The 20,200-nt window shown below is 71.3% G+C and carries 16 protein-coding genes; 9 read left to right on the forward strand and 7 right to left on the reverse strand.

The genetic code is table 11. The annotated features are described in order from the left end of the window. Positions 1-21 precede the first annotated feature (21 nt). From ABLE88_RS02980 to ABLE88_RS02995, 4 genes are read right to left on the reverse strand one after another with little or no spacing between them, the layout of a single operon-like run. Complete coding sequence (locus ABLE88_RS02980) at positions 22-846, reverse strand: ABC transporter ATP-binding protein (protein WP_348829947.1); 825 nt, start codon at positions 844-846, stop codon at positions 22-24. Continuing rightward, positions 843-1,685 carry an ABC transporter permease gene (locus ABLE88_RS02985; RefSeq protein WP_348829948.1) on the reverse strand — a complete coding sequence of 281 codons (843 nt, stop codon included), beginning with the start codon at positions 1,683-1,685 and terminating at the stop codon, positions 843-845. Before ABLE88_RS02985 ends, ABLE88_RS02980 begins: the two co-directional genes overlap by 4 nt. After that, positions 1,682-2,473 carry an ABC transporter permease gene (locus ABLE88_RS02990; protein WP_348829949.1) on the reverse strand — a complete coding sequence of 264 codons (792 nt, stop codon included), beginning with the start codon at positions 2,471-2,473 and terminating at the stop codon, positions 1,682-1,684. The genes ABLE88_RS02985 and ABLE88_RS02990 overlap by 4 nt, the downstream gene beginning before the upstream one ends. A gap of 9 nt (positions 2,474-2,482) precedes the next feature. Beyond that, positions 2,483-3,541, reverse strand: coding sequence for a carbon-nitrogen hydrolase family protein (locus ABLE88_RS02995; protein WP_348829950.1), 1,059 nt, complete (start codon positions 3,539-3,541; stop codon positions 2,483-2,485). Positions 3,542-3,665: 124 nt separating this feature from the next. Between ABLE88_RS02995 and ABLE88_RS03000 the strand changes: the two genes are divergently transcribed. From ABLE88_RS03000 to ABLE88_RS03035, 8 genes are all read left to right on the forward strand, one after another. Next, entirely contained in the window at positions 3,666-4,595 is a 930-nt protein-coding gene (locus tag ABLE88_RS03000; RefSeq protein ID WP_348829952.1) for a LysR family transcriptional regulator, read from the forward strand. A 227-nt stretch (positions 4,596-4,822) separates the two neighbouring features. Beyond that, on the forward strand, positions 4,823-5,938 hold the full coding sequence (locus ABLE88_RS03005) for a transporter substrate-binding domain-containing protein (RefSeq protein ID WP_348829953.1): 1,116 nt from the start codon (positions 4,823-4,825) through the stop codon (positions 5,936-5,938). A gap of 373 nt (positions 5,939-6,311) precedes the next feature. After that, on the forward strand, positions 6,312-7,232 hold the full coding sequence (locus tag ABLE88_RS03010; RefSeq protein WP_348831068.1) for an AAA family ATPase: 921 nt from the start codon (positions 6,312-6,314) through the stop codon (positions 7,230-7,232). Positions 7,233-7,251: 19 nt separating this feature from the next. Next, positions 7,252-8,211 (forward strand): DUF58 domain-containing protein, encoded by a 960-nt coding sequence (locus ABLE88_RS03015; protein ID WP_348829955.1) that lies wholly within the window; start codon positions 7,252-7,254, stop codon positions 8,209-8,211. Beyond that, entirely contained in the window at positions 8,208-8,744 is a 537-nt protein-coding gene (locus ABLE88_RS03020; RefSeq protein WP_348829956.1) for a DUF4381 domain-containing protein, read from the forward strand. Before ABLE88_RS03015 ends, ABLE88_RS03020 begins: the two co-directional genes overlap by 4 nt. Beyond that, positions 8,741-9,787, forward strand: a complete 1,047-nt coding sequence (locus tag ABLE88_RS03025; protein ID WP_348829957.1) for a VWA domain-containing protein — start codon at positions 8,741-8,743, stop codon at positions 9,785-9,787. Before ABLE88_RS03020 ends, ABLE88_RS03025 begins: the two co-directional genes overlap by 4 nt. Then, the gene (locus tag ABLE88_RS03030; RefSeq protein WP_348829959.1) at positions 9,784-11,871 is read left to right on the forward strand and encodes a VWA domain-containing protein; all 2,088 of its coding nucleotides are present in this window, start codon (positions 9,784-9,786) and stop codon (positions 11,869-11,871) included. The genes ABLE88_RS03025 and ABLE88_RS03030 overlap by 4 nt, the downstream gene beginning before the upstream one ends. Then, positions 11,868-13,661: a BatD family protein gene (locus ABLE88_RS03035; RefSeq protein ID WP_348829961.1), complete on the forward strand. Its 1,794-nt coding sequence runs from the start codon at positions 11,868-11,870 to the stop codon at positions 13,659-13,661. Before ABLE88_RS03030 ends, ABLE88_RS03035 begins: the two co-directional genes overlap by 4 nt. Before the next feature lie 25 nt (positions 13,662-13,686). On the opposite strand, the gene ABLE88_RS03040 is transcribed toward ABLE88_RS03035, so the two are convergent. From ABLE88_RS03040 to ABLE88_RS03050, 3 genes are all read right to left on the reverse strand, one after another. Next, a complete protein-coding gene (locus ABLE88_RS03040) occupies positions 13,687-15,738 on the reverse strand; it encodes a sensor histidine kinase (RefSeq protein WP_348829963.1) in 2,052 nt (683 codons plus the stop codon). Continuing rightward, on the reverse strand, positions 15,731-17,122 hold the full coding sequence (locus ABLE88_RS03045; protein WP_348829965.1) for a sigma-54-dependent transcriptional regulator: 1,392 nt from the start codon (positions 17,120-17,122) through the stop codon (positions 15,731-15,733). The genes ABLE88_RS03040 and ABLE88_RS03045 overlap by 8 nt, the downstream gene beginning before the upstream one ends. Positions 17,123-17,382: 260 nt before the next feature. Further along, a complete protein-coding gene (locus tag ABLE88_RS03050; protein ID WP_348829967.1) occupies positions 17,383-19,089 on the reverse strand; it encodes an OFA family MFS transporter in 1,707 nt (568 codons plus the stop codon). A 321-nt stretch (positions 19,090-19,410) separates the two neighbouring features. Between ABLE88_RS03050 and ABLE88_RS03055 the strand changes: the two genes are divergently transcribed. Continuing rightward, positions 19,411-19,959 carry a hypothetical protein gene (locus ABLE88_RS03055; RefSeq protein WP_348829969.1) on the forward strand — a complete coding sequence of 183 codons (549 nt, stop codon included), beginning with the start codon at positions 19,411-19,413 and terminating at the stop codon, positions 19,957-19,959. Positions 19,960-20,200 lie beyond the last annotated feature (241 nt).

Below are 20,200 nucleotides of genomic sequence, written 5' to 3' on the forward strand. Positions count from 1 at the left end.
CTTATGGTTGTTCCGCCCCTCTCAGGAGGCGATGGACAGGCGGCGCGCCGCCCCCTCCTCCCGGTGCGCGCCCGCCGAGCGCAGCAGGCGCCAGAGGCGGGTGCGGATGCGGATGAAGGATTCGAGCTCCATCACCTCTTCCACCGTGCGCTCGGCCCAGCGCTCCGACGTGCGCAGGGAGGCGACGTCGACGATCTCGCGGATGGAGCCGGGCCGGCCGGCCATCACCACCACGCGGTCGGCGAGGTAGGTCGCCTCCTCCACGGAGTGGGTGATGAACAGCACGGTGCGGCGCTGGCCGGCGGTGAGGCGGATCAGCTCCTCCTGCATCTCGATGCGGGTCTGGGCGTCGAGGGCGCCGAACGGCTCGTCCATGAGCAGCACCTCGGGCTCCAGGATGAAGGAGCGGGCGATCGCGACGCGCTGCTGCATGCCGCCGGAGAGCTGGTGCGGATAGCTGTCGCCATGGCCTTCCAGGCGCATGGTGGCCAAATAGCGATCCACCAGCGGGCGCGCCTCGGCATCGCCCATGCCACGGCATTTCAGGCCGAAGCCGATGTTCTGGCGCACCGTCTTCCAGGGCAGCAGGGCGAACTGCTGGAACACCACCGCCCGGTCCGGCCCCGGCCCGGTCACGGTCCGCCCGCCCACCGTGACGGTGCCGGTGGTGGGATGGTCGAGCCCGGCGGCGAGGCGCAGCAGCGTGGTCTTGCCGCAGCCGGAGGGGCCGACGATGGCGACGAACTCGCCGTCGGGCACGCTCAGCGTGACGGGCTCCAGCGCCTGGAAGGCGCCGCCCTTGCGCTCGAAGGCACGGGTGACGTCGGTGAATGCGATGCCGCTCATGCGTCCACCCTCCAGTTGCGGCCGATATGGGCGTCGATGCGCCTCAGGCCGAGGTCGATGACGAGGCCGACGAAGCCGATGGTGGCCATGCCGGCCATGACGATGGGGGTCTCCACCGAGCCCTGGCCCTGCACGATCAGGTAGCCCACCCCCGACGAGGCGACGATCAGCTCGGCGCCGATCAGCGACTGCCAGCCCAGCGCCGCCGCCACCCGGATGCCCGTCATGATGGAGGGCAGCGCCGAGGGCAGGAGCACGTCGACGATCAGGCGCCAGTTTCCCGCCCCCATGGTGCGGCAGGCCTCGATGAGCCGGGCATCGGTCATCTGCGCGCCGCGGAAGGTGTTGATGACGCAGGCGGCGAAGGCGCCGGAGAAGACGATCAGGATCGGTCCGCCGATGCCGGTGCCGAACCACAGGGCCGCGAACGGCACCCAGGCGAGCGGGGCGATGAAGCGGAAGGTCTCGAAGAAGGGCGCGATGGCGTAGCGGAACGGCGCGAACCAGCCCATGGCGAGCCCCACCGGCACCCCCAGCGCCACCGCCAGAGCAAAGCCCGAGAAGAAGCGCCCGAGGCTCGCCAGCAAATGCTGCTGCAGCGTCGCCCCGGCGAACGGGACGCCGATATTCTTCACCAGCGCCTGCGCCACGTCCCAGGGCGATGGCAGGAGCATCTTGGGCAGCAGGCCGGACCAGGCGAGGCCGAACCACAGGCCGAGCGCCACCGCGATGCTGGCGGCCGACAGCAGGGTGAGCCGCGTGCCCGGCCGCAGGCCAAGGCGCGGGGGCTGCCGCCGCGCCGGTCGCAGACCGGACCTGGCGAGGATGTCCATGGTCATGGCGTCACCCTCAGCCAGGGCAGGCAGCGGCGCTCAACGACGCCGAGCAGCCAGGTCATGGTGGCGCCGCACGCCGCCACCGCCGCCATGGCGACGACGATCATGCCGGGGAAGATGTCCTGGGCCGCCGTCATCAGCACCCGGCCGAGGCCGAAGAAGGCGCCGATCAGCTCCGCCGCTACCAGCGCCATCCAGGAGGCCTGGAGCGACACCTTGAGCCCCGTGAAGATCAGCGGCGCGGCGCCCGGCAGGATCACGTCGAGCAGCATGCGACGCGGGCCGGCGCCGTGCACCCGGACGGCGGCGACGATGGTGGGATCGACGTTGCGCACGCCGGTGAAGGTGTTGATGAGGGTGGGCACGAAGGCGGTGAACCAGATGACGAAGATCTTCGCCCCGTCCCCCAGCCCGAACCAGATGATGGCGAGCGGGATCCAGGCCAGAGGCGGGATCGGCCGGATGAAGGCGACGATGGGACCGAACACCGCTTCCGCGCTGCGGCTCATGCCCATGGCGAGGCCGATCGGCAGCGCCGTGCCGGCGGCCACCGCGAAGCCCATGAAAGCGAGCGTGATCGACTGGAGCGTGTGCTCGATCAGCGTGCCGCCCGCATAGCCGGTGGTGGCGAGCTGCACCGCCGCATCCCATACGTCGCCCGGCTGCGGGATGCGCATGGGGTCGAACGTGTTCGCCGAGACCCACCAGGCGGCGAGGAAGGCGAGCACGGCGGCGCCGCCGATGGCGGGCGCGCTCAGGAGGGAGCGGCGCAGGGGCGTGGCGACAGCCATGGCGCCCCCCTATTCCGCCGCCGCGCCGAACGGCGCCGGCTGCTCCATCTCGCCGTCGAAGCCGGAGGGATCGATGCTCAGGCTCTCCAGCAGGCGCGGGCGCTCCCGCCGCACCCTGAGGGAGAACAGCTCGTGGCGGTTATAATAGCCCGCCATGTCGTGGTGCTGCTTCAGCTCCACCAGCAGGGAAAGGTCGATCTCGGCCACCACGAGGCCTTCCGCGTCGGGCGGACGGTCGGCGAGGAGCTCGCCGGTCGGACCGACGATCATGGAGGAGGCCCGCGGGCAAGCGCGCATCATGCGCTCCACCTCGTCGTCGCCTTCGCTCATGGCGGCGATGGTCGCCTCGTCGAGCACCCCGGCCGCGACCACGCAATAGACCTTGGCCTCGAAGGCGTGGGCGGCGGTGCGGAAGCGGATCGAGTCCTTCAGGTCATAGGGCGTCCCGCCCAGCGGATTGCGGAACGGCCAGATGGCCGGATAGCAGGAGCAGTGGATCTCCTCGCCCTCGCTCATGAGCACGTAGCGGGCGAGCGGATTGTTGTTCTCGCCGCAGATCAGGCCGCCGATGCGGGCGAGCGAGGTCTCGACCACGCGCAGGCCGGCGGCGTCGCCGCGGTTCCAGGACAGCTGCTCGTAGAAGGTGGGCACCAGCTTGCGGTGCAGGTTCACGATCTCGCCCGCCTCCGAGATCAGCGCCTGGGAGTTCCACATGCAGCCGGGGCTGGTGGGCGAGACCTCGCAGAAGCCGAGGCTGACGAAGATGCGGTGGCGCGCGGCGGCGGCGGCGATCTCGCCGATAGGGCCGCGGTCCGAGAGCAGCGCGTGCTCGGCAAAGCGGCGGAAGAAGCGATGGGCGTCGATGGGCCGGTAGAGCCCGGCCCAGATGGGGAAGCCGGGAATGAAGGATTCCGGAAAGACGACCAGCCGCGCGCCCGCCTGCGCCGCCTCGGCGATCACCTTCACCGCCTTCGCCACGCCCCCGCGCAGGTCGAAGGGCGGCGCCGCCACGTGCGCTGCAGCAACCACCACCCTGCGGCTTGCGCCCGACCCCGAAATACCTTCCATGCCAAGAGCTTCCCTTAAAATGCGCTGGGTGCGGCGGAGCCGCGTTCGGCCCCTCTTGCAAGCATCGTATCGCGGGAGCAGCATTCGAAAAGACGTAAGAAACAGAATTTGAGGTTCGGAAAAAATGAACCACTTTTCCCTGCGCGCCTTGCGCACCTTCGTCACGGTGGCGGAGTGTGGAACCATCGCCGCGGCGGCGGTCCGGCTCGGCCGCAGCCAAGGCTCGGTGTCGACCACCGTGAGCGAATTCGAGGCGCACGTTGGGCTCCAGCTGTTCGTGCGAAAGCCGGCCAAAGGGCTCGCGCTGACGCCATCCGGACAGCTCGTGGCGCTGGAGGCCCGCGGGCTGCTCGCCCATGCGGACGAGTTCGAGAGCATTGCCGGGGCGCTGGGCAACGCCGTGGAGGGCGAACTCACCGTGGGTTGCTTCACCAACCTCGCGCCGGTGGTGTTCGCCAACATCATGGGCTCGTTCTCGGCGCGCTATCCGAGCATCCGCCTCCAGATCGAGATCGGCGACCAGGAAGAGATCCTCCAGGGCCTCAAGAGCGGGCGCATCGAGACCGCCCTCACCTTCGACCTCGGCCTCTCCGCCCAGTTCCAAGCGGTGCCCATGGCCGAGCTTCCGGCCTTTGTCGTACTGCCCGAGAGCCACCGGCTGGCGGAGCGACGCAGCGTGCGGCTCGGCGAACTCGCCCCCGAGCCGCTGATCCTCATGGACCTGCCGCACACGCGCGAATACTTCCTGTCGCTGTTCTACGCGCTCGGGCTCGAGCCCGACATCCGCTATCGCTCGTCCTCCTTCGAGGCGGTGCGGACGCTGGTGGGCAACGGGCTCGGCTATTCCATCTTGAACCTCAAGCCGGCGCTCTCCACCACCTATGACGGCACGCGCATCGTCAACGTGCCGCTGGAGGACGGCGTGCGCCCGCTCAAGGTGGTGCTGGTGACCCTGAAGCGCGTCGCCAAGCGCCGCCTCACCATGACCTTCCAAGACTTCGTGCGCGGCTTCCTGGTGACCTGGGGCAAGGGCCAGACCGACGCGGCGGCCTGAGGCCGGCCCGCCGGGCGCGCGCGTCGAGGCGCAGCGTCACCGATCTTACGGGCGAGGCCCGTCGTCCCGCGTCTGGCCCAGCGCGCTCCGATACCACCGCAATTCCTTGATCGGCAGGGAAATATGTGCGAACCGAGCGCGTTGGGGCAAAGGGTTGGGCAGGGGAGCCGGGGGGCCAAATGATCGAAGGAAAGCGCAGCGGAGGGCATGCGCGCCCTCGCGCCCTGATGCATGCGGCCGGCGCGGCGCTGCTCCTGCTCTGGTGCCTCCTCGCCGCGCCCGCTGCGGCGCAGGCGCCCGCCGCCGATCCGGCCCCGCCCGCCGCCCGCGCCGAGAATGGCGAGGTCAGCGTCGCGACCCGCATCGTCGCGCCCTTCGTGGTGCGCAACGCCGACGGAACCCTGAGCGGCTTCTCGGTGGACCTGTGGCGCGCCATCGCCGCCGAGGCCGGGATCCGTAGCGAGTTCAAGGTCCACGGGCCGCTGCCGGAGCTGCTGAACGCGGTGCGCGACGACCAGGACCAGGTCGGCATCGCCGCCATTTCCATCACCTCCGAACGCGAGCAGTATCTCGACTTCTCCCAGCCCATGTTCCGCTCCGGCCTCGCCATCCTGGTGCCGGAGGAGCAGGGCGGCACCCTGGGCGCCCTGCTCGGCCTGCTCTCGGAGGAGGCCCTGAAGGTGTTCGGGCTGTTCTTGGTGGTGCTGCTCATTCCCGCCCACCTCATCTGGTTCACCCACCGCGGACGCGTGGACGACGCGCTCCACATCTCGCGGCGCTATTTTCCCGGTCTCTTCCAGGGCATGCTGTGGGCGGCGGAGGGCATGGTGGGCCAGGCCCAGAACGTGCCGACGCGCCTGGTCGGACGCCTGGTCTGGCTGATCTGGGTCTATGCCGGCGTGATCCTGATCGCCTATTTCACCGCGCTCGCCGCGACCACGCTCACGGTGTCCTCGCTGAAGGGCGACATCAACGGCCCCGCCGACCTCGTGGGCAAGGCAGTGGCGACGGTGAAGGGCAGCACCTCGGCCCGCTTCCTCGCCGACATCCACGCCGTGCCGATCGAGTTCGCGACCTTCGCCGAGGCGGTGGCGGCGCTCGGCTCCAGCCAAGCGGTGGCGGTGGTCTATGACGCGCCGGTGCTGCTCTTTTATTCGAGCGCCGAAGGCGCCGGTAAGGTGCGGGTCACGGGCGAGCCGTTCCGCACCGAGAATTACGGCATCATCTTTCCGCTCGGCAGCAAACTGCGCCGGCCGATCAACGCGGCGCTCCTGAAGATCGCCGAGAACGGCACCTACCAGCAGATCTACGACAAGTGGTTCGTCAAGAAGGAAGCCCAGTAGGACGCGGCAGCCGCGCGGAATGACGCAGGGCACCGTCGTGCCTTCCCTGCGGCCGCCCGCGCTCCGCGGAAGCGGGCGGAACACGCGGCCGATGCAAAGCGCGCATTTTCAGGCGCGCGGACGGAATTCGGCCACGGAGGCGCGACAAAAAGGGCGCTCCGTTCGACCGGTCCGCCGCGCGAAGGGCCCACCGGCTTGCGCCGCGCCCTGTTCCTGACGGTATAAGCTCTGCGACCGGAGCCTTTTTCCGCTGGAACATATTCTGACGATGAACTCGAGCCACGACCCCGCCTTCGCCCGCGACGCCGCCCGCACCGTCGCATCTGCCGACGCCGAGGGGCTCCGGAGGGCCTTCCTGCGACTCGCCGAGTATATGAACAGCTGCATCCTGGGGCAGCGCGGCTTTGTGGAACTGCTGCTGGTGGCGGTGCTCGCCGACGGCCACCTCCTGGTGGAGGGCGCGCCCGGCCTCGCCAAGACCAAGGCCATCAAGGCGCTTGCCAAGGCCATCGACTGCGACGACCAGCGCATCCAGTTCACGCCCGACCTTTTGCCCTCCGACCTCACCGGCACCGACATCTACCGGCCCGAGGACGGCAGCTTCACATTCCAGCCGGGACCGGTATTCCACAACTTCATCCTCGCCGACGAGATCAACCGCGCCCCCGCCAAGGTCCAGGCGGCCCTGCTGGAGGCCATGGCCGAGCGGCAGGTGACGGTGGGCGGCGTCACCTATGCCCTGCCCAAGCTGTTTTTGGTCATGGCGACGCAGAACCCGATCGAGCAGGAGGGCACCTATCCTTTGCCCGAGGCGCAGCTCGACCGCTTCCTGCTCCAGGTCAAGCTCGGCTATCCCGACCTCGCCGCCGAGCGCGCGATCCTGCGCCTGGTGCGCGGCGAGCAGAGCGGCGATGTGATCTCCTTTGGCGAGCCGCTGCCCCAGGCCACGATCTTCGCCGCGCGCCAGCAGGCGCTCGCCACCTACATGTCCGAGGCGGTGGAGGAGTATCTGCTCCAGTTCGTGTTCGCGACCCGCAATCCCGAACTCTATGGCGATGAGCTCGCCGGCACGGTGGCCTTCGGCGCCAGCCCGCGCGGCACCATCGCCCTCGATCGCTGCGCCCGCGCCCATGCCTGGCTGCGCGGGCGGGACTACGTGACGCCCGAGGACGTGCAGGCCATCGCCAAGGCGACGCTGCGCCACCGGGTGCTGCTCACCTTCGAGGCCCAGGCGGACGGCCTCGACACCGATCGGTTCCTGGACCTGCTCATCGCCCGCGTGCCGGTGAGCTGAGCGCGGGCGCGGCGGGGCGATGAGCGAGACCAGAAAGACCGCCTCCTACGGCCTCGTGGCCGGGCTCGACGAGCTGATCGCCGCCCGGCCGGGCGGCGGCGCCAGTTTCACGCCCGGCACGCGGGTGCGCACCCGCCAGCTCGGCGGCTACCGCTCGGCGTTCCGCGGCCGCGGCATGGAATTCGACGAGGTGCGCGCCTATCAGCCGGGGGACGACATCCGCACCATCGACTGGCGCGTCACCGCCCGCACCGGCCGCACCCACACCAAGCTGTTCCAGGAGGAGCGCGAGCGGCCGGTCCTGATCCTCGCCGATATGCGCGCGCGCATGCGCTTCGGCACGCGGGACTGCTTCAAGTCGGTGCTGGCGGCGCGCGCGGCGGCGTTGCTGGGCTGGACCTGCGCCGCCGAGGGGGACCGGGTGGGTGGCGTGGTCATCACTCCGTTCTCGGTCGCCTCCCACCGCCCGGAGCGCAGCCGCGCCGGCCTCCTGCGCTTCATGAAGGCGCTCGCCGAAGGCACCCGGGAGGGCTTCGGCCGGCCCGCGCCAAAGCAGGAGCCGCGCTTGTCCGACGCCTTGCTGCGGCTGCGGGTGGCGGCGCGGCCGGGCACGCTGATCTTCCTCGTCAGCGACTTCCACGACTTCGACGAGGCGGCGGCGCGCGAGCTGGGACGCCTCGCGCTCCAGTCCCAGGTCACCACCCTGTTCGTCTATGACCGCCTGGAAGCGGCCATGCCCGAGCGCGGGGCCCACAAGATCTCGGACGGCGCGGGCGTCGCCACCCTCGACGCCGACCAGCCCGGAAACCGGGAGGCGTATGCACGCCGCTTCGCCGCACGCCGGGCGGCGGTGGAGCAGACGGCGCACCAGCGCGGCATGGCGTTCGTGCCGATCGAGACCGGCTGCGACCTGAAGGAGGCGCTCCATCCCGAGCGCATGGGGCGCAAGCGCGCGCCGGCACGGAGCCCGGCCGCATGAGCGACACGCCCTTCGCCTCGCCCTTCGGGGCGCCGACCTCGCCGGTCTACGACCAAACCGCGCCGTTCGACCCCTTGGCCTCGCTGCGCGACGTCCATCTGCCCGCTGCGGTGGGCTGGTGGCCGCCCGCGCCCGGCTGGTGGATGCTCGCCGCCCTCGTGCTGGTGCTCGGCGCGATCGTGGCCGTCCTCGAATGGCGGCGCCGGCAGACCCTCGCCTACCAGGCCGCCCGCGCGCTCGACGCCATCGCCCGCGACCGCGGGCGCTACGCCGACGCCCGCGCCGTGGCGGCGGAGGCGGCGCTGCTGATGCGCCGCGTTCTGGTGACCCGCGCGGGCCGACCGCGGGCCGCTGCGCTCACCGGGGCGGAGTGGCAGCGCGTGCTCGGCGACGGCAAGACCGGCCTGCCGGAGGAGGTGCGCGCCTTCGTGGCCGAAGCGCCTTATCTGCCGCCCGGCCTGCCCGATGCCGATCGGATCGACCGCACGCGCGTGGTGGCGAGCGTGCGCCGCTGGATCCGGAGCAACGCATGATCGCGTTCGAATGGCTCTGGGCCTTCGCGCTGCTGCCTCTGCCGCTCCTGGCGCGGGGGCTGATGCCGCGCGCCCGGCAGACGCGCTCCGGCGCGCTGCGGGTGCCGTTCTTCAGGGATCTCGCCGAAGCCGGCCTCGCCACGCCCGGCGCGCGGCGCGGCAAGGCCTTGCGGCTGCTGCTCCTCACGCTGGTCTGGGCGCTGCTGGTGACGGCGGCGGCCCGCCCGGCCTATCGGGGCCAGCCGATGCCGGTGCCGGTCGCCGGGCGCGACCTGATGATGGCGGTCGACCTGTCCGGCTCCATGGCGCGGGATGACCTCTCGCTCGACGGCATCCTGCTGTCCGACCGGCTCTCGGTGGTGAAGTCGGTGGTGGACGAATTCGTCGCCCGCAGGACGGGCGACCGGGTGGGGCTGATCCTGTTCGGCAGCCGCGCTTATGTGCAGGCGCCCCTCACCTTCGACCGCAAGGTGGTGCGCGAGCTGCTCGCCAGCGCCAGCATCGGCCTCGCCGGGCCGGAGACCGCCATCGGCGACGCCGTCGCCCTGGCGGTCAAGACCCTGCGCGACCGGCCCGAGGGCCAAAGGGTGCTGATCCTGCTCACCGACGGCGCCAGCAATTCCGGCATGCTGGGCCCCCTGGACGCGGCGGAACTGGCGCGCCAGGCGGGGGTGAAGATCTACACCATCGGCGTCGGCGCCGACCGCCTGCCCGGCGGGCTCGGCTTCGGCCAGCGGATCGTCAATCCCTCCGCCGACCTCGACGAGGCGACGCTCGCCAAGATCGCCGCGCTCACCGGCGGGCGCTATTTCCGCGCCCGCGACGGGCGCGGGCTCGCCGCCATCTATGACGACATCGAGCGCATGGAGCCGGTGACCGGAGATCCGCTGTTCCTCACGCCCACCGTCTCCTTGTTCCAGTGGCCGCTCGGCCTCGCGCTGGTGCTGAGCCTCGCCTTCGCGGTGGCGCTCGCGCGCCCGCGCTTTGCGGCCCGCCCGGCCGCCGAGGCCGCGCCGCCTGCCGGGGAGGGCGCGCGCCCATGATCCCGGCTGATTTCCACTTCCTGCGGCCGGAATGGCTGCTCGCGCTGCTGCCGGCGGCGCTGCTGGCGGCCCTTGTCTGGCGCCGGCTCGGCACTGGCGGCAATGCCTGGGGCAAGCTCGTGGATGCCCATCTGCTGCGCCACCTCGCCATGAGCGAGGAGCGCGGCGCCCGCAAATGGCCGGTGGTGGCCTTGCTTCTGGGCTGGGGGCTGGCGAGCCTCGCCATGGCCGGGCCCACCTGGCGCAAGCTGCCGACCCCCGCCCTCGACCGGATCGATCCCACGGTGGTGGTGCTGAGCCTTGCCCAGTCCATGAATGCGCAGGACCAGAGCCCGAGCCGCCTCGGCGCGGCGCGGCACAAGGTGGAGGACATCCTGAAGCGCATGCGCGGCGGGCAGGTGGGCCTCGTGATCTATGCGGACCGCCCGTTCGTCGCCTCCCCGCTGACCGAGGATGCACGGGTGGTGGGGCTGATGCTGCCCGAGCTCGCCACCGACCTGATGCCGGTGCTGGACGACCGGCCCGACCTCGCCATCGCCAGGGCGGTGGAGCTGCTGAAGGGCGCCGACGCCCCGACCGGGCGCATCGTGCTGATCGCCGACGGCGCCGGCGACGACGTCGGGCGCACCGCGGCCGCGGCCGCGGCGGCCGCGGCCGCCGGCTATCAGGTGAACGCGATCGGCATCGGCGGCGCCGAAGCCAGCCCCTATCTCATCTATGACGGCACGCCGCTGCGCGCGAAGGACGGCACCACCCTCACCACGCGCCTCGACGCGGCGGGCCTCGGCAGCGTCGCCGCCGCCGGCGGCGGCATCTTCACGCCGGCCCGCGCGGACGGCGCCGACCTCGAGCGCATCTATGCCGGCAGCCTCTCCCACCCGCTGGAGGACGTGCTGAAGCAGAGCGGTCTCGCCGCCGACCGGTGGGCCGACATGGGGCCGTATCTGCTGCTCGGGGTCCTGATCCTCGCCCCGCTCGCCTTCCGGCGCGGCTGGATTGCCGTCCTGCTCGTCGGCGCGCTGGTCCCGGGCGCGCTGCCGCTCGGCGGCCCCCTCGCCGGCCGGGCGCAGGCGGCGGAGGTGCTCTCGGCGGAGGGCTGGCGCAATCTGTGGCTCACCCCCGACCAGCAGGGCGCGGCGGCCTTCGCGCAGCAGGACTATGCCGCCGCCGCCGGTCTGTTCGAGGACCCGGTCTGGCGCGCCAACGCGCTCTACCGCGCCGGCGAATTCGCGGCGGCGGCGGACGCCTTCGCCGGCATTCCGGGCGGCGACTACAACCGCGGCAATGCGCTCGCCCGCGCCGGCCGGCTGGAGGAGGCCGTCGCCGCCTACGATACGGCGCTCGCCGCCGACCCGAGCCACGAGGACGCGGCCTACAATCGCGACCTGCTGCGCAAGCTCCTCGAAAAGCAGAAGCAAGAGGAGGAGAAGAAGCAGCAGGGCTCCGGCTCCGGCGACGAGCCGTCGAAAGGTGGCGGGCAAGGCAAAGGCGGCGAACAAGGCAAGGACGGGCAGCAGAAGCAGGATCAAGGCAAGCCCGATCCGCAGAAGCAGGGCGCCGATCAGCCGCCGCAGGACAAGACCGACGCGAAGGACCAGAAACCGGCGGAAAACGACAAGGCCAAGAGTGGCCAGGACAAGAAGGACAAGGACAAGAACGACCAGGACAAGAACGACCAGGACAAGAACGAGCCGGATAAGAACGACAAGGCCAAGAGTGGCCAGGACAAGAAGGACAAGGACAAGAAGGAGCCAAAGGACCAGGACAAGAAGGATCCGGCCGAGGAGAAGAAGGACCAGGCGCAGGGCGAGCAGCCCCCGGCTCCGCCCAAACCCGGCCAACAGCCTCCCGGACCAAAACCTCCCGCCGCCCAGGCTTCCGGCCTGCAGAAGCCGCCGCCGCAACAGCAGCCGCCGCCGCAGCAGCCCCCGCCCAGCGCCGCCGCGCTCGCGCGCGCCAAGGCGGAGCAGGACCAGACCGGCGAGCAGATGCTGCGCATGGTGCCGGACGACCCCGCCGGCCTGCTGCGCGCCCGCATCCGCAGCCACTATTTCGGCACCCCGCCGGGGACGGAGCCCCGATGAGCCGCGTCCGCGCCCTGCCGCCGGCCGCCGGCGCGTGCGCCCTCGCCGCGCTCCTCCTCCTCGCGCCCGCCGCCCGCGCCGCCTTTCTGACCGGCTCCGTGGACCATGACTTCATGGGCGCCAACGAGACCTTCAACTACGTGCTCAGCCTTTCCGACGGCGACAGCAGCGCGCCGCCGGACCTGACCCCCCTCGCCAGGGACTTCGAGATCGTCGACCGCACGCGGCGCAGCCGCACCGACGAGGTGGGCGGGCGCCAGGTGGACGTGAACGAGTGGGTGATGACGCTGGCGCCGAAGCGCGCCGGCGTCCTCACCGTGCCGGGCCTCACCGTGAAGGGGCAGACCTCCGCCCCGCTCAAGGTGCAGGTGGTGCCGGCCGTGCCGGTGGAGCCGCCGGCCGGGAACCCGCCGCTGTTCGTGCGGGTGGACGCGGGCGAGGTCGGCGCCTACGCCCAGAGCCTGGTGCCGGTGTCGATCCGCATCTTCGACAGTCTCGGCATGCGCTCGGGCCGTTTCGGCGAGCTGAAGGCCGACGGCGCCGCCTTCACCCCCGAAGGCAAGCAGCGCGTCTATTTCCGCACCATCGGCGGCAAGCGCTACGGCGTCATCGAGCAGAGCTTCCTGATGCAGCCGCAGAAGAGCGGGCGGATCGAGATCGAGCCGCTCACCGTCAACGCCACCGTGCCCGCCCGCACCAATCCGGCCGCCTCGGCGATGCCGAACCTGCTCGGCCGCGGCGGCTTCCTCCCGACCCAAGGCGAGGATGTCACCTTACGGGCGCGGCCGGTGACGCTCAACGTGGCGCCGCGGCCGGAAGCGGCGCAGGGCTGGTTCCTGCCGGCCCGGGAGGTGCGCCTGACGCAGCAATGGTCGGCCCCGCCGGAGACCGCGAAGGCCGGCGTCGCGCTCGCCCGCACCATCCGCCTCAAGGCGCGCGGGGCGAGCCCCAACCAGCTGCCGCCATTGCCCTTGGCCGAGGTGGACGGCGTGCGCCAGTACGAGGACGCCGCCCAGTCCGGCCGCGTCACCATCGACGGCGAGACCGGGGCGGAGCTGGTGCAGACGGTCTCGGTGGTGCCGGCGCGCGCCGGCACCTTCACCCTGCCGGCCATCGAGGTGGGCTGGTGGAACACCGCCACCGGGCGGCAGGAGCGCGCCGCGCTCCCGCCGGTGACGCTCCAGGTGACGCCGGAGGACGGCGGATCCGGGTTCGGCGCCGCCACCGCCGCGCCCGCCGCTCCGCCGGCGCCCGAGCGCGCGGCGCCGACGCCCGCCGCGCCGGGGCCGAACCTCATGGAACTGCTGGAACGCGTGCCGGTGCTCGCCTGGGCGGGAGCGGCGGCAGCCCTGCTGCTCGCGCTCGTCGCGATGCTGGTGCGGCGCGGCCTGATCCGCCGCCGCGCGGCGCGCGCCGCGGCCGCCCGTGCGGCCCGACCACGCTTCGCCCCGGCGCGGCCGGACCGACCGGCGAAGGCGCGCGCGCCGGCATTCGCGAGCGCCGGCGCGGCCGAGGATGCCCTGGTGCGCGCCTGCAAGGCCGGCGACGCGCCCAGCGCCCATGCCGCCTTCGTTGCCTGGATGCGGCTCTCGGCCGGCGCCGATGGCCTGCGCACGCCGCGCATGGCGCTTGCGGTGCGCGGCCTCTATCACGCGCTCTATCGTCCGGAGGCGCCGGTGTGGAAGGGACGCGAGTTCCTCGCCGCGTTCCGGGCCGAGCAGACGGCGCGCCGCAAGGCCGCGCGCGGCGCACGGAAGACGCGCATCGCCCCGCTCTACCCCTCCGGCTGAGCAGGGCGTGATCGACGCGCGCCCGTCAGGCGTCGGTCGCCTGCGGCAGCCAGAAGGAAAAGCAGGCCCCCCTCCCCGGCGGACTGGCGACCGCCATCGTGCCGCCCGCCCGCTCCACCAGGGTGTAGCTGATGGAAAGGCCGAGGCCGGTTCCGCCCTGCGGCTTGGTGGTGAAGAACGGGTCGAACACCCGCTCGATGCGGCCGGGCGGAATGCCCGCGCCGGTATCCTCCACCTCCACCTGAACGCCGGCCTGCCCGTTCCGGCAGGCATCCATGGTGCGCAGGATCAAGGTGCCGCCATCGGGCATGGCATGGATCGCATTGACCATCAGGTTGATGAGCACCTGCTGCATCTCCACCCGATTCATCAATACCACCCGGTGCGCAGCGTCGGCACGCACCACGTCGATCTCGCTGCGCGAGAGCATATGCTGCACCAGCACCAGGGCGTCCGACACCACCTCGCCGGGGGCCACCGGGTCGAGATGGCCGGCGAATTCCGCCGGCCGGGCGAACTGGAGCAGCTTGGAGACAATGACGGTGATGCGGTGCACCTGCTGGTCGATGAGGTTGAACTCGGTCTTGACCGGCGTGCAGGTGGCGCCCAGCACCTCGCGCGCCACGTCGAGATTGCCCTGGATCACCGCCACCGGATTGTTGATCTCGTGCGCCACCCCGGCGGTGATCTCGCCGATGGCGGCGAGCTTCTCCGACATCACCAGCTGGCGCTGGGTCTCGGCGAGCTCGGCATTGGCCGCCCGGAGCTCGGCGGTGCGCTCGGCGACCCGGCGGTCCAGTTCCTCGGTCCAGCGCCGGAGCTCGGCATCGCGCTGCTGCAGCAGGTCGAGCATGGCGTCGAGATGGTGCGCCACCCGGCCGATCTCGTCCGCGGTGGCGGCGACGCCGGTGCGGGCTGCGAGCTGGCCCGCTTCCACCTCGGCGATCGTGGCGTTCATGGCCTCGATGGGCCGGAAGATGGCCGCCGCCCAGCGCAGCAGCACTGGGATCGCCACCAGCGCCACCAAGAGGAAGCCGATGCCGACCGCCATCAGGCTGGTGCGCTTCAAGGCGAGGAACGGCGCCTCCAGGAAGCCCACATAGAGCATGCCGATGCGCCGGCCGCGGCCGTCCATCACCGGCTCGTAGGCGGAGATGTACCAGTCATTGACGACGAAGGCGCGGTCGCGCCACACGCGCCCCTCGCCCAGCACCGCCTCGCGCACCTCCCTCGAGACCCGCGTGCCGAGCGCGCGGCGGCCTTCGAACAGGCGCACGTTGGTGGAGACGCGCACGTCGTCCACGAACAGCGTCGCCGTACCGGCGCTCCCCTCGGGCAGGCTGCCCGAGCCGTAGACGAGGTCGTTGATGGTGTCGATGAAGTCCAGGTTCTGGTTGAGCAGCATGCCGCCAACCAAGGCACCGTGCCCGCCCGCCGCGCCGGCGGGCAGCACCACCGGCGTGCCGGACTGAACCACCATGCCCCGGTCCTCGGCCGCCCGCGCCGTCGGCGCCGCGCCGGGCGTCGGCACGAGGGTGATGTGGGCGCGCGATTCGAGGTCCGGAGAAAGCCGGGCGAGTTCGGCGGCGCCGAACACGTCGATCTCGGTGGAGGGCTCGCCCGCGAGGGCACCCGTCTCCACCGGCCACAACTCTCCCGCCGCTCCGCTCGCGGCGCTCGCCGGAGAGGCCGCCACGCGCCGGCCGTCGGCGTCCAGGAGGTAGAGAAAGTCGAGCCCCAATGCGCGCCGCCGGGTCTCCAGAAACTCCGCCATCACCGCGCCGTCGCGCTGCGCGGCCACCTGCGCGAAGGCGACCGAATCGCCGAGCGCGTGGAGCTTTTCTTCGCTGCGCTCCATGAGCCGGTCGAGATACTGGCGGGCGATGGTGAGGTCGCCCGTCACCTTGGCGATGAGCAAGTTGTCGAACTGCTTGGTCCACCAGGTGACCACCAGCGCCAGCACCGCCGGCAGGATCAGCAGCGTCGGCAGCAGCGCGATGGCGAGCAGGCGCATGCGCACCGAGCGCAGGCGCTGCAGCAGTCCGCCCGCCGACAGATGCTCGGCTGCATCAGCCATTCCAGGCCTTCAGCTTGCGGTCCAGGGTCTTGCGCGAGACGCCGAGACGCCGCGCCGCCTCGGCGCGGTTGCCGCCGGCCTCGCCGAGCACCCTCAGCATGTGCGCCTTCTCCACCGCGTCGAGCGCCAGCGGGAAGATTTCCTCGTCCTCCTGCATGTCGGACGGCACCACGTCGCGCGGAAAGTCGCCGAGGATGAGCGACCGCTCGATCACGTTGCGCAGCTCGCGCACGTTGCCGGGCCACGAATAGCGGGCGAGCGAGCGCAGCACCGCCTCGCTCAGGTCGAGGGGGGCGACGCCGAGCTGGGCGCTGAGCTCGGCCATGAAGAGACGCGCCAGCGGTGCCACGTCGGCGGCCCGCTGGCGCAGCGGCGCGAGGTGGATGTTCACCACGTCGAGCCGGTAATAGAGATCCTGCCGAAAGCGGCCCTGCGCCACCGCTTCGGCGAGGTCGCAATTGGTGGCGGCGACGAGGCGCACGTCCACCGGGATCTCGCGCTCGGCGCCCACCGGGCGCACCTTCTTGTCCTCGATCACCCGCAGCAGCTTGGACTGCAGGGCGGGCGGCAGCTCGCTCACCTCGTCGAGGAACAGTGTGCCGCCCTGGGCGTAGAAGAAGAGCCCCTCGCGGGAGGAGGCGGCGCCGGTGAAGGCGCCCTTCAGGTGACCGAACAGCTCGCTCTCGATGATGTCCGGCGCGATGGCGGCGCAATTGACCGGCACGAACGGCTTTCCCGCGCGCGGCGAGACCGTGTGGAGCGCGCGCGCGGTCACCTCCTTGCCGGTGCCGGATTCGCCGGTCACCAGCACGGTGGTGGGCATGGGACCGACGCGCTCGATCATGGTCCGGACGGCGCGGGTGGAAGGGCTCTCGCCCACCATCATGTGGGCGGCGGCGCCGGGCAGCGCGTTGAGCGCGCGCCGCAGCACGAAATTCTCGCGCATCAGCCGGCTGCGATCGAGGCAGCGCGCGACGGCGTTGAGGATCTGGTTGGAGCGGAACGGTTTCAGGACGAAGTCCGCCGCCCCGGCCCTGAGCGCCTTGATCGCCGTGTCGAGATCGGCGAACGCGGTGATGAGGATCACTTCGCGGAAGAAGCCCGAGCCGCGCAGGTCCTCGAGCCATTCGAGGCCAGAGCGCCCGGCCATGACATTGTCGAGGATGATCAGGTCGAACGGTGTCGCCTCGAGCAGGCGGGAGGCGCTCGCCACGTCCCCCGCCTCGGCCACGTGCCGGCAGCGGGTGGAGAGCATGCGCACCAGGAAGTTGCGCATGCCTGGCTCGTCGTCCACCACGAGAATGGAGGCTCCCGCGAGGTGCGGGCTGAAGGCGATATCCCCGGTGGAGTCGGCCGGCAGGGCGGCGGTGGTCGCGGTGGTCATGGGCTGTGAAACCGTCGATCTCGGACCCTCGCCGTCACGCGATAAAGGTCGTCCTTGAAAGACGATCGGCTCCGGCCTGAATGGCGGGCGTCTCGCCCTTCCTCCCCGACGTCGGCGCGCTGCGGCCATCGGGCCACACTGCCAGCATCGGCCCCATCAATCGCGCGAATCGTGCGACCGATCAAACGGCAAAGGAGCGCGCCCCGGCCCGCGGACGGGCGTGGGGCGCGCAAGGAGGAGCCGGGAGGGCTCGCAGAGGCTCACTGGAAGAGGATCACGGCCTTCTGGAGCGTGATCCACACACCCCAGGCGAGCGGCAGGCCGACCGCGAGCCATGCGACGACCACAAGGGCTTGGGGCGTCGAGCCCGAGGCGACCGGGGTCGAGCCGCGCGCCGCGGCGGTGGCGATGCCATCCTTGGCCTCCTCCTCGAAGTCCTCGAAGTCGGCATGCACCGCCTCCGCCTTGGCCATCGGGGCGGCCGCGCCGGCCTTCTTGAGCTGGTCATCCTTCATGTAGAGATGCTCGGCCACCGGCTTCACCAGCAGGTTCGCGACCAGGCCGAGCACCAGGAGACCGGCGAGGATGTACATGGTCTGGTCGTAGGCCGCCGCCTGCGGCACCCCCGAGGCGATCTGGTACTCGCGCAGATAGTTCACCAGCACCGGGCCGAGCACGCCCGCGGTCGCCCAGGCGGTGAGCAGCCGTCCATGGATGGCGCCCACCATGTGGGTGCCGAAGACGTCGGCGAGATAGGCCGGGATGGTCGCGAAGCCGCCGCCATACATGGACAGGATGATGCAGAAGGCGATGACGAACAGCACCACCGAGCCCATGTGCGCCGTCGTGGGCACGAGCGCATAGAGCGCGAAGCCGAGCACGAAGAACACCACATAGGTCATCTTTCGGCCCAGCCGGTCGGAAAAGGAGGCCCAGGCGAAGCGCCCGCCGATGTTGCAGAGGCTGAGCAGCCCGGTGAAGCCCGCGGCGATGGCGGCGATCTGCGCCTTCTGGCCAGCGTCCAGCTGGGAGAAGGTGAGGTCGAGGCCGATCAGTCGGCCGCCGAACACCTCCTGCAGCATGGGCGAGGCCATGCCGATGACGCCGATGCCGGCCGACACGTTGAGGCACAGCACCGCCCACAGCAGCCAGAACTGCGGCGTCTTCCAGGCCACGTCCAGATGCACGTGGCGGTGGGTGACGAGCGCGTTGGCGGCCGGCGCCGGCGGCGTCCAGCCCTTCGGCGCCCAGCCCTCGCGCGGCACCCGGTATCCGAGCGCGCCGCCCACCATGAACACGAAATAGAGCCCCGCCATCACCAGGAAGGTCTGCCACACGCCAACCGAGGTGGGCGAGGCGAAATGCTGCATCAGGATGTTGGCGAGCGGGGCGCCGATCATGGCGCCGCCGCCGAAGCCCATGATCGCCATGCCGGTGGCCATGCCGCGCCGGTCCGGGAACCACTTGATGAGGGTGGAGACCGGCGAGATGTAGCCGAGACCGAGGCCGATGCCGCCGATGACGCCGGAGCCGAGCCACAGCATCCAGATCTGGTGCAGGTAGACGCCGAGAGCGGAGATGACGAGGCCGCCGCACCAACAGAAGGCGGAGACCAGGCCGGCCTTGCGCGGGCCGGCGTGCTCGAGCCAGCCGCCCCAGACCGCGGCGGAGGAGCCCAGCAGCACGAAGAACAGCGTGTACATCCATCCCAGCGCGGAGATCTGCCAGTCGCATGTGGTGGCGAACATGGCGGCGATCGCGCTCATGTCCGCCGGGCAGGCCACCGGTTTGGTGATGCCCACGGCGCGCGACAGCGGCAGCCAGAACACGCTGAAGCCGTAGGCCATGCCGATGCACAGATGGATGGCGAGTGCGGCGGGCGGGACCAGCCAGCGGTTGAAGCCGGCCGAGGCGACGGTGCGCTCGCGGCTCAGGAACGGCGGCGGCGCCAATGTGGTGACGGACATGTCTCCTCCTGCGTTTTCTTGCTTGGCGCCGACTTTGGGAGCCGGCGCTGCATCGTCGCCCTAGCAAGACCAGGGCCAGAGGATTTTCTTTCAATAAATCAATGCAGTGATGCCATTTTCCGGGGCGATGGTGGACATTTTGTCCAGCGCTGCGGGCCGGCGGATCGGGGCGAGGGCCAAATCTGACCATGGCCCGCGCACTCGGCACCTAAGCGGGGCTTCGGCGCGCGGGCGGGCCGGCCCTTGGCGCCGGCCGCGTCGCGCGCGGCAGGCAGCGGTGCTATGTGTTCGAGCGGCGCAGGCGCGCCTCGGGAGGGCGGAATGGCGGACGGACTGTCGAGCGGCGGCGCGGCGCCGCAGGCTGCGGGGGCGGGCTTCTGGCTGCGCGAACTGCCCTATCTCGCCATCCTGCTGCTCACGGTGGGCGGGGTCGCCTATGTGAGCATGGAGCGCACGCCCATCGTGCCGTTCTGGGAGCTGGTGGCGGTGGCGAGCTGCGCCACCTGCATCTATTCCGGCTGGCACGACGCGTCCGACAAGGACGAGCGCTGGCACCTGGTCTGGACCCAGCTGCTGCATTGGGGCGCCTTCCTCGCCGCCATGAACCTCGTGTTCCTGCCGAGCGTGCAGGCGGTGGCGGACGCCGATTCCACCAGCCTCATCGTGCTTCTGCTGCTGGCGCTCGGCACCTTCGTCGCGGGGGTGCACACCGCGTCCTGGCGCATGGGTCTCAACGGCGTGGTCATGGGCCTGTGCGTGCCGGCGGTGGCCTGGCTCGACCAGTCCGCCTTGTTCGTCGCCCTCGCCGCTCTGGTGATCGTCGCGGGCGGCGCCGGGCTCATGTGGGCCTATCTCAAGCTGAAGGGGTGAGCGCGCCCTTCATCGCCGGGACCGGCGGCGCCCGCCGCGGAGTTCTTTCCTGCGGCCCCGCGGGGCGCAGCACCGGCTTCCGCGCGGCCCCGCTCGCCGCGGTGCCGACCGGCGCCCGGGGGCGGGCGCGTCACCAACCGCGACGGCCGGGTGACGCCCAGCGGGCAGGTGCCGCCCGGGCCCATGTCACCGGCTGGATGAAGCGCGGGCACAAGCGGCGTGATCGGCACCAGCCCCCTCA

The organism is Xanthobacter luteus (genome assembly GCF_040049235.1).
GTDB lineage: Bacteria > Pseudomonadota > Alphaproteobacteria > Rhizobiales > Xanthobacteraceae > Xanthobacter.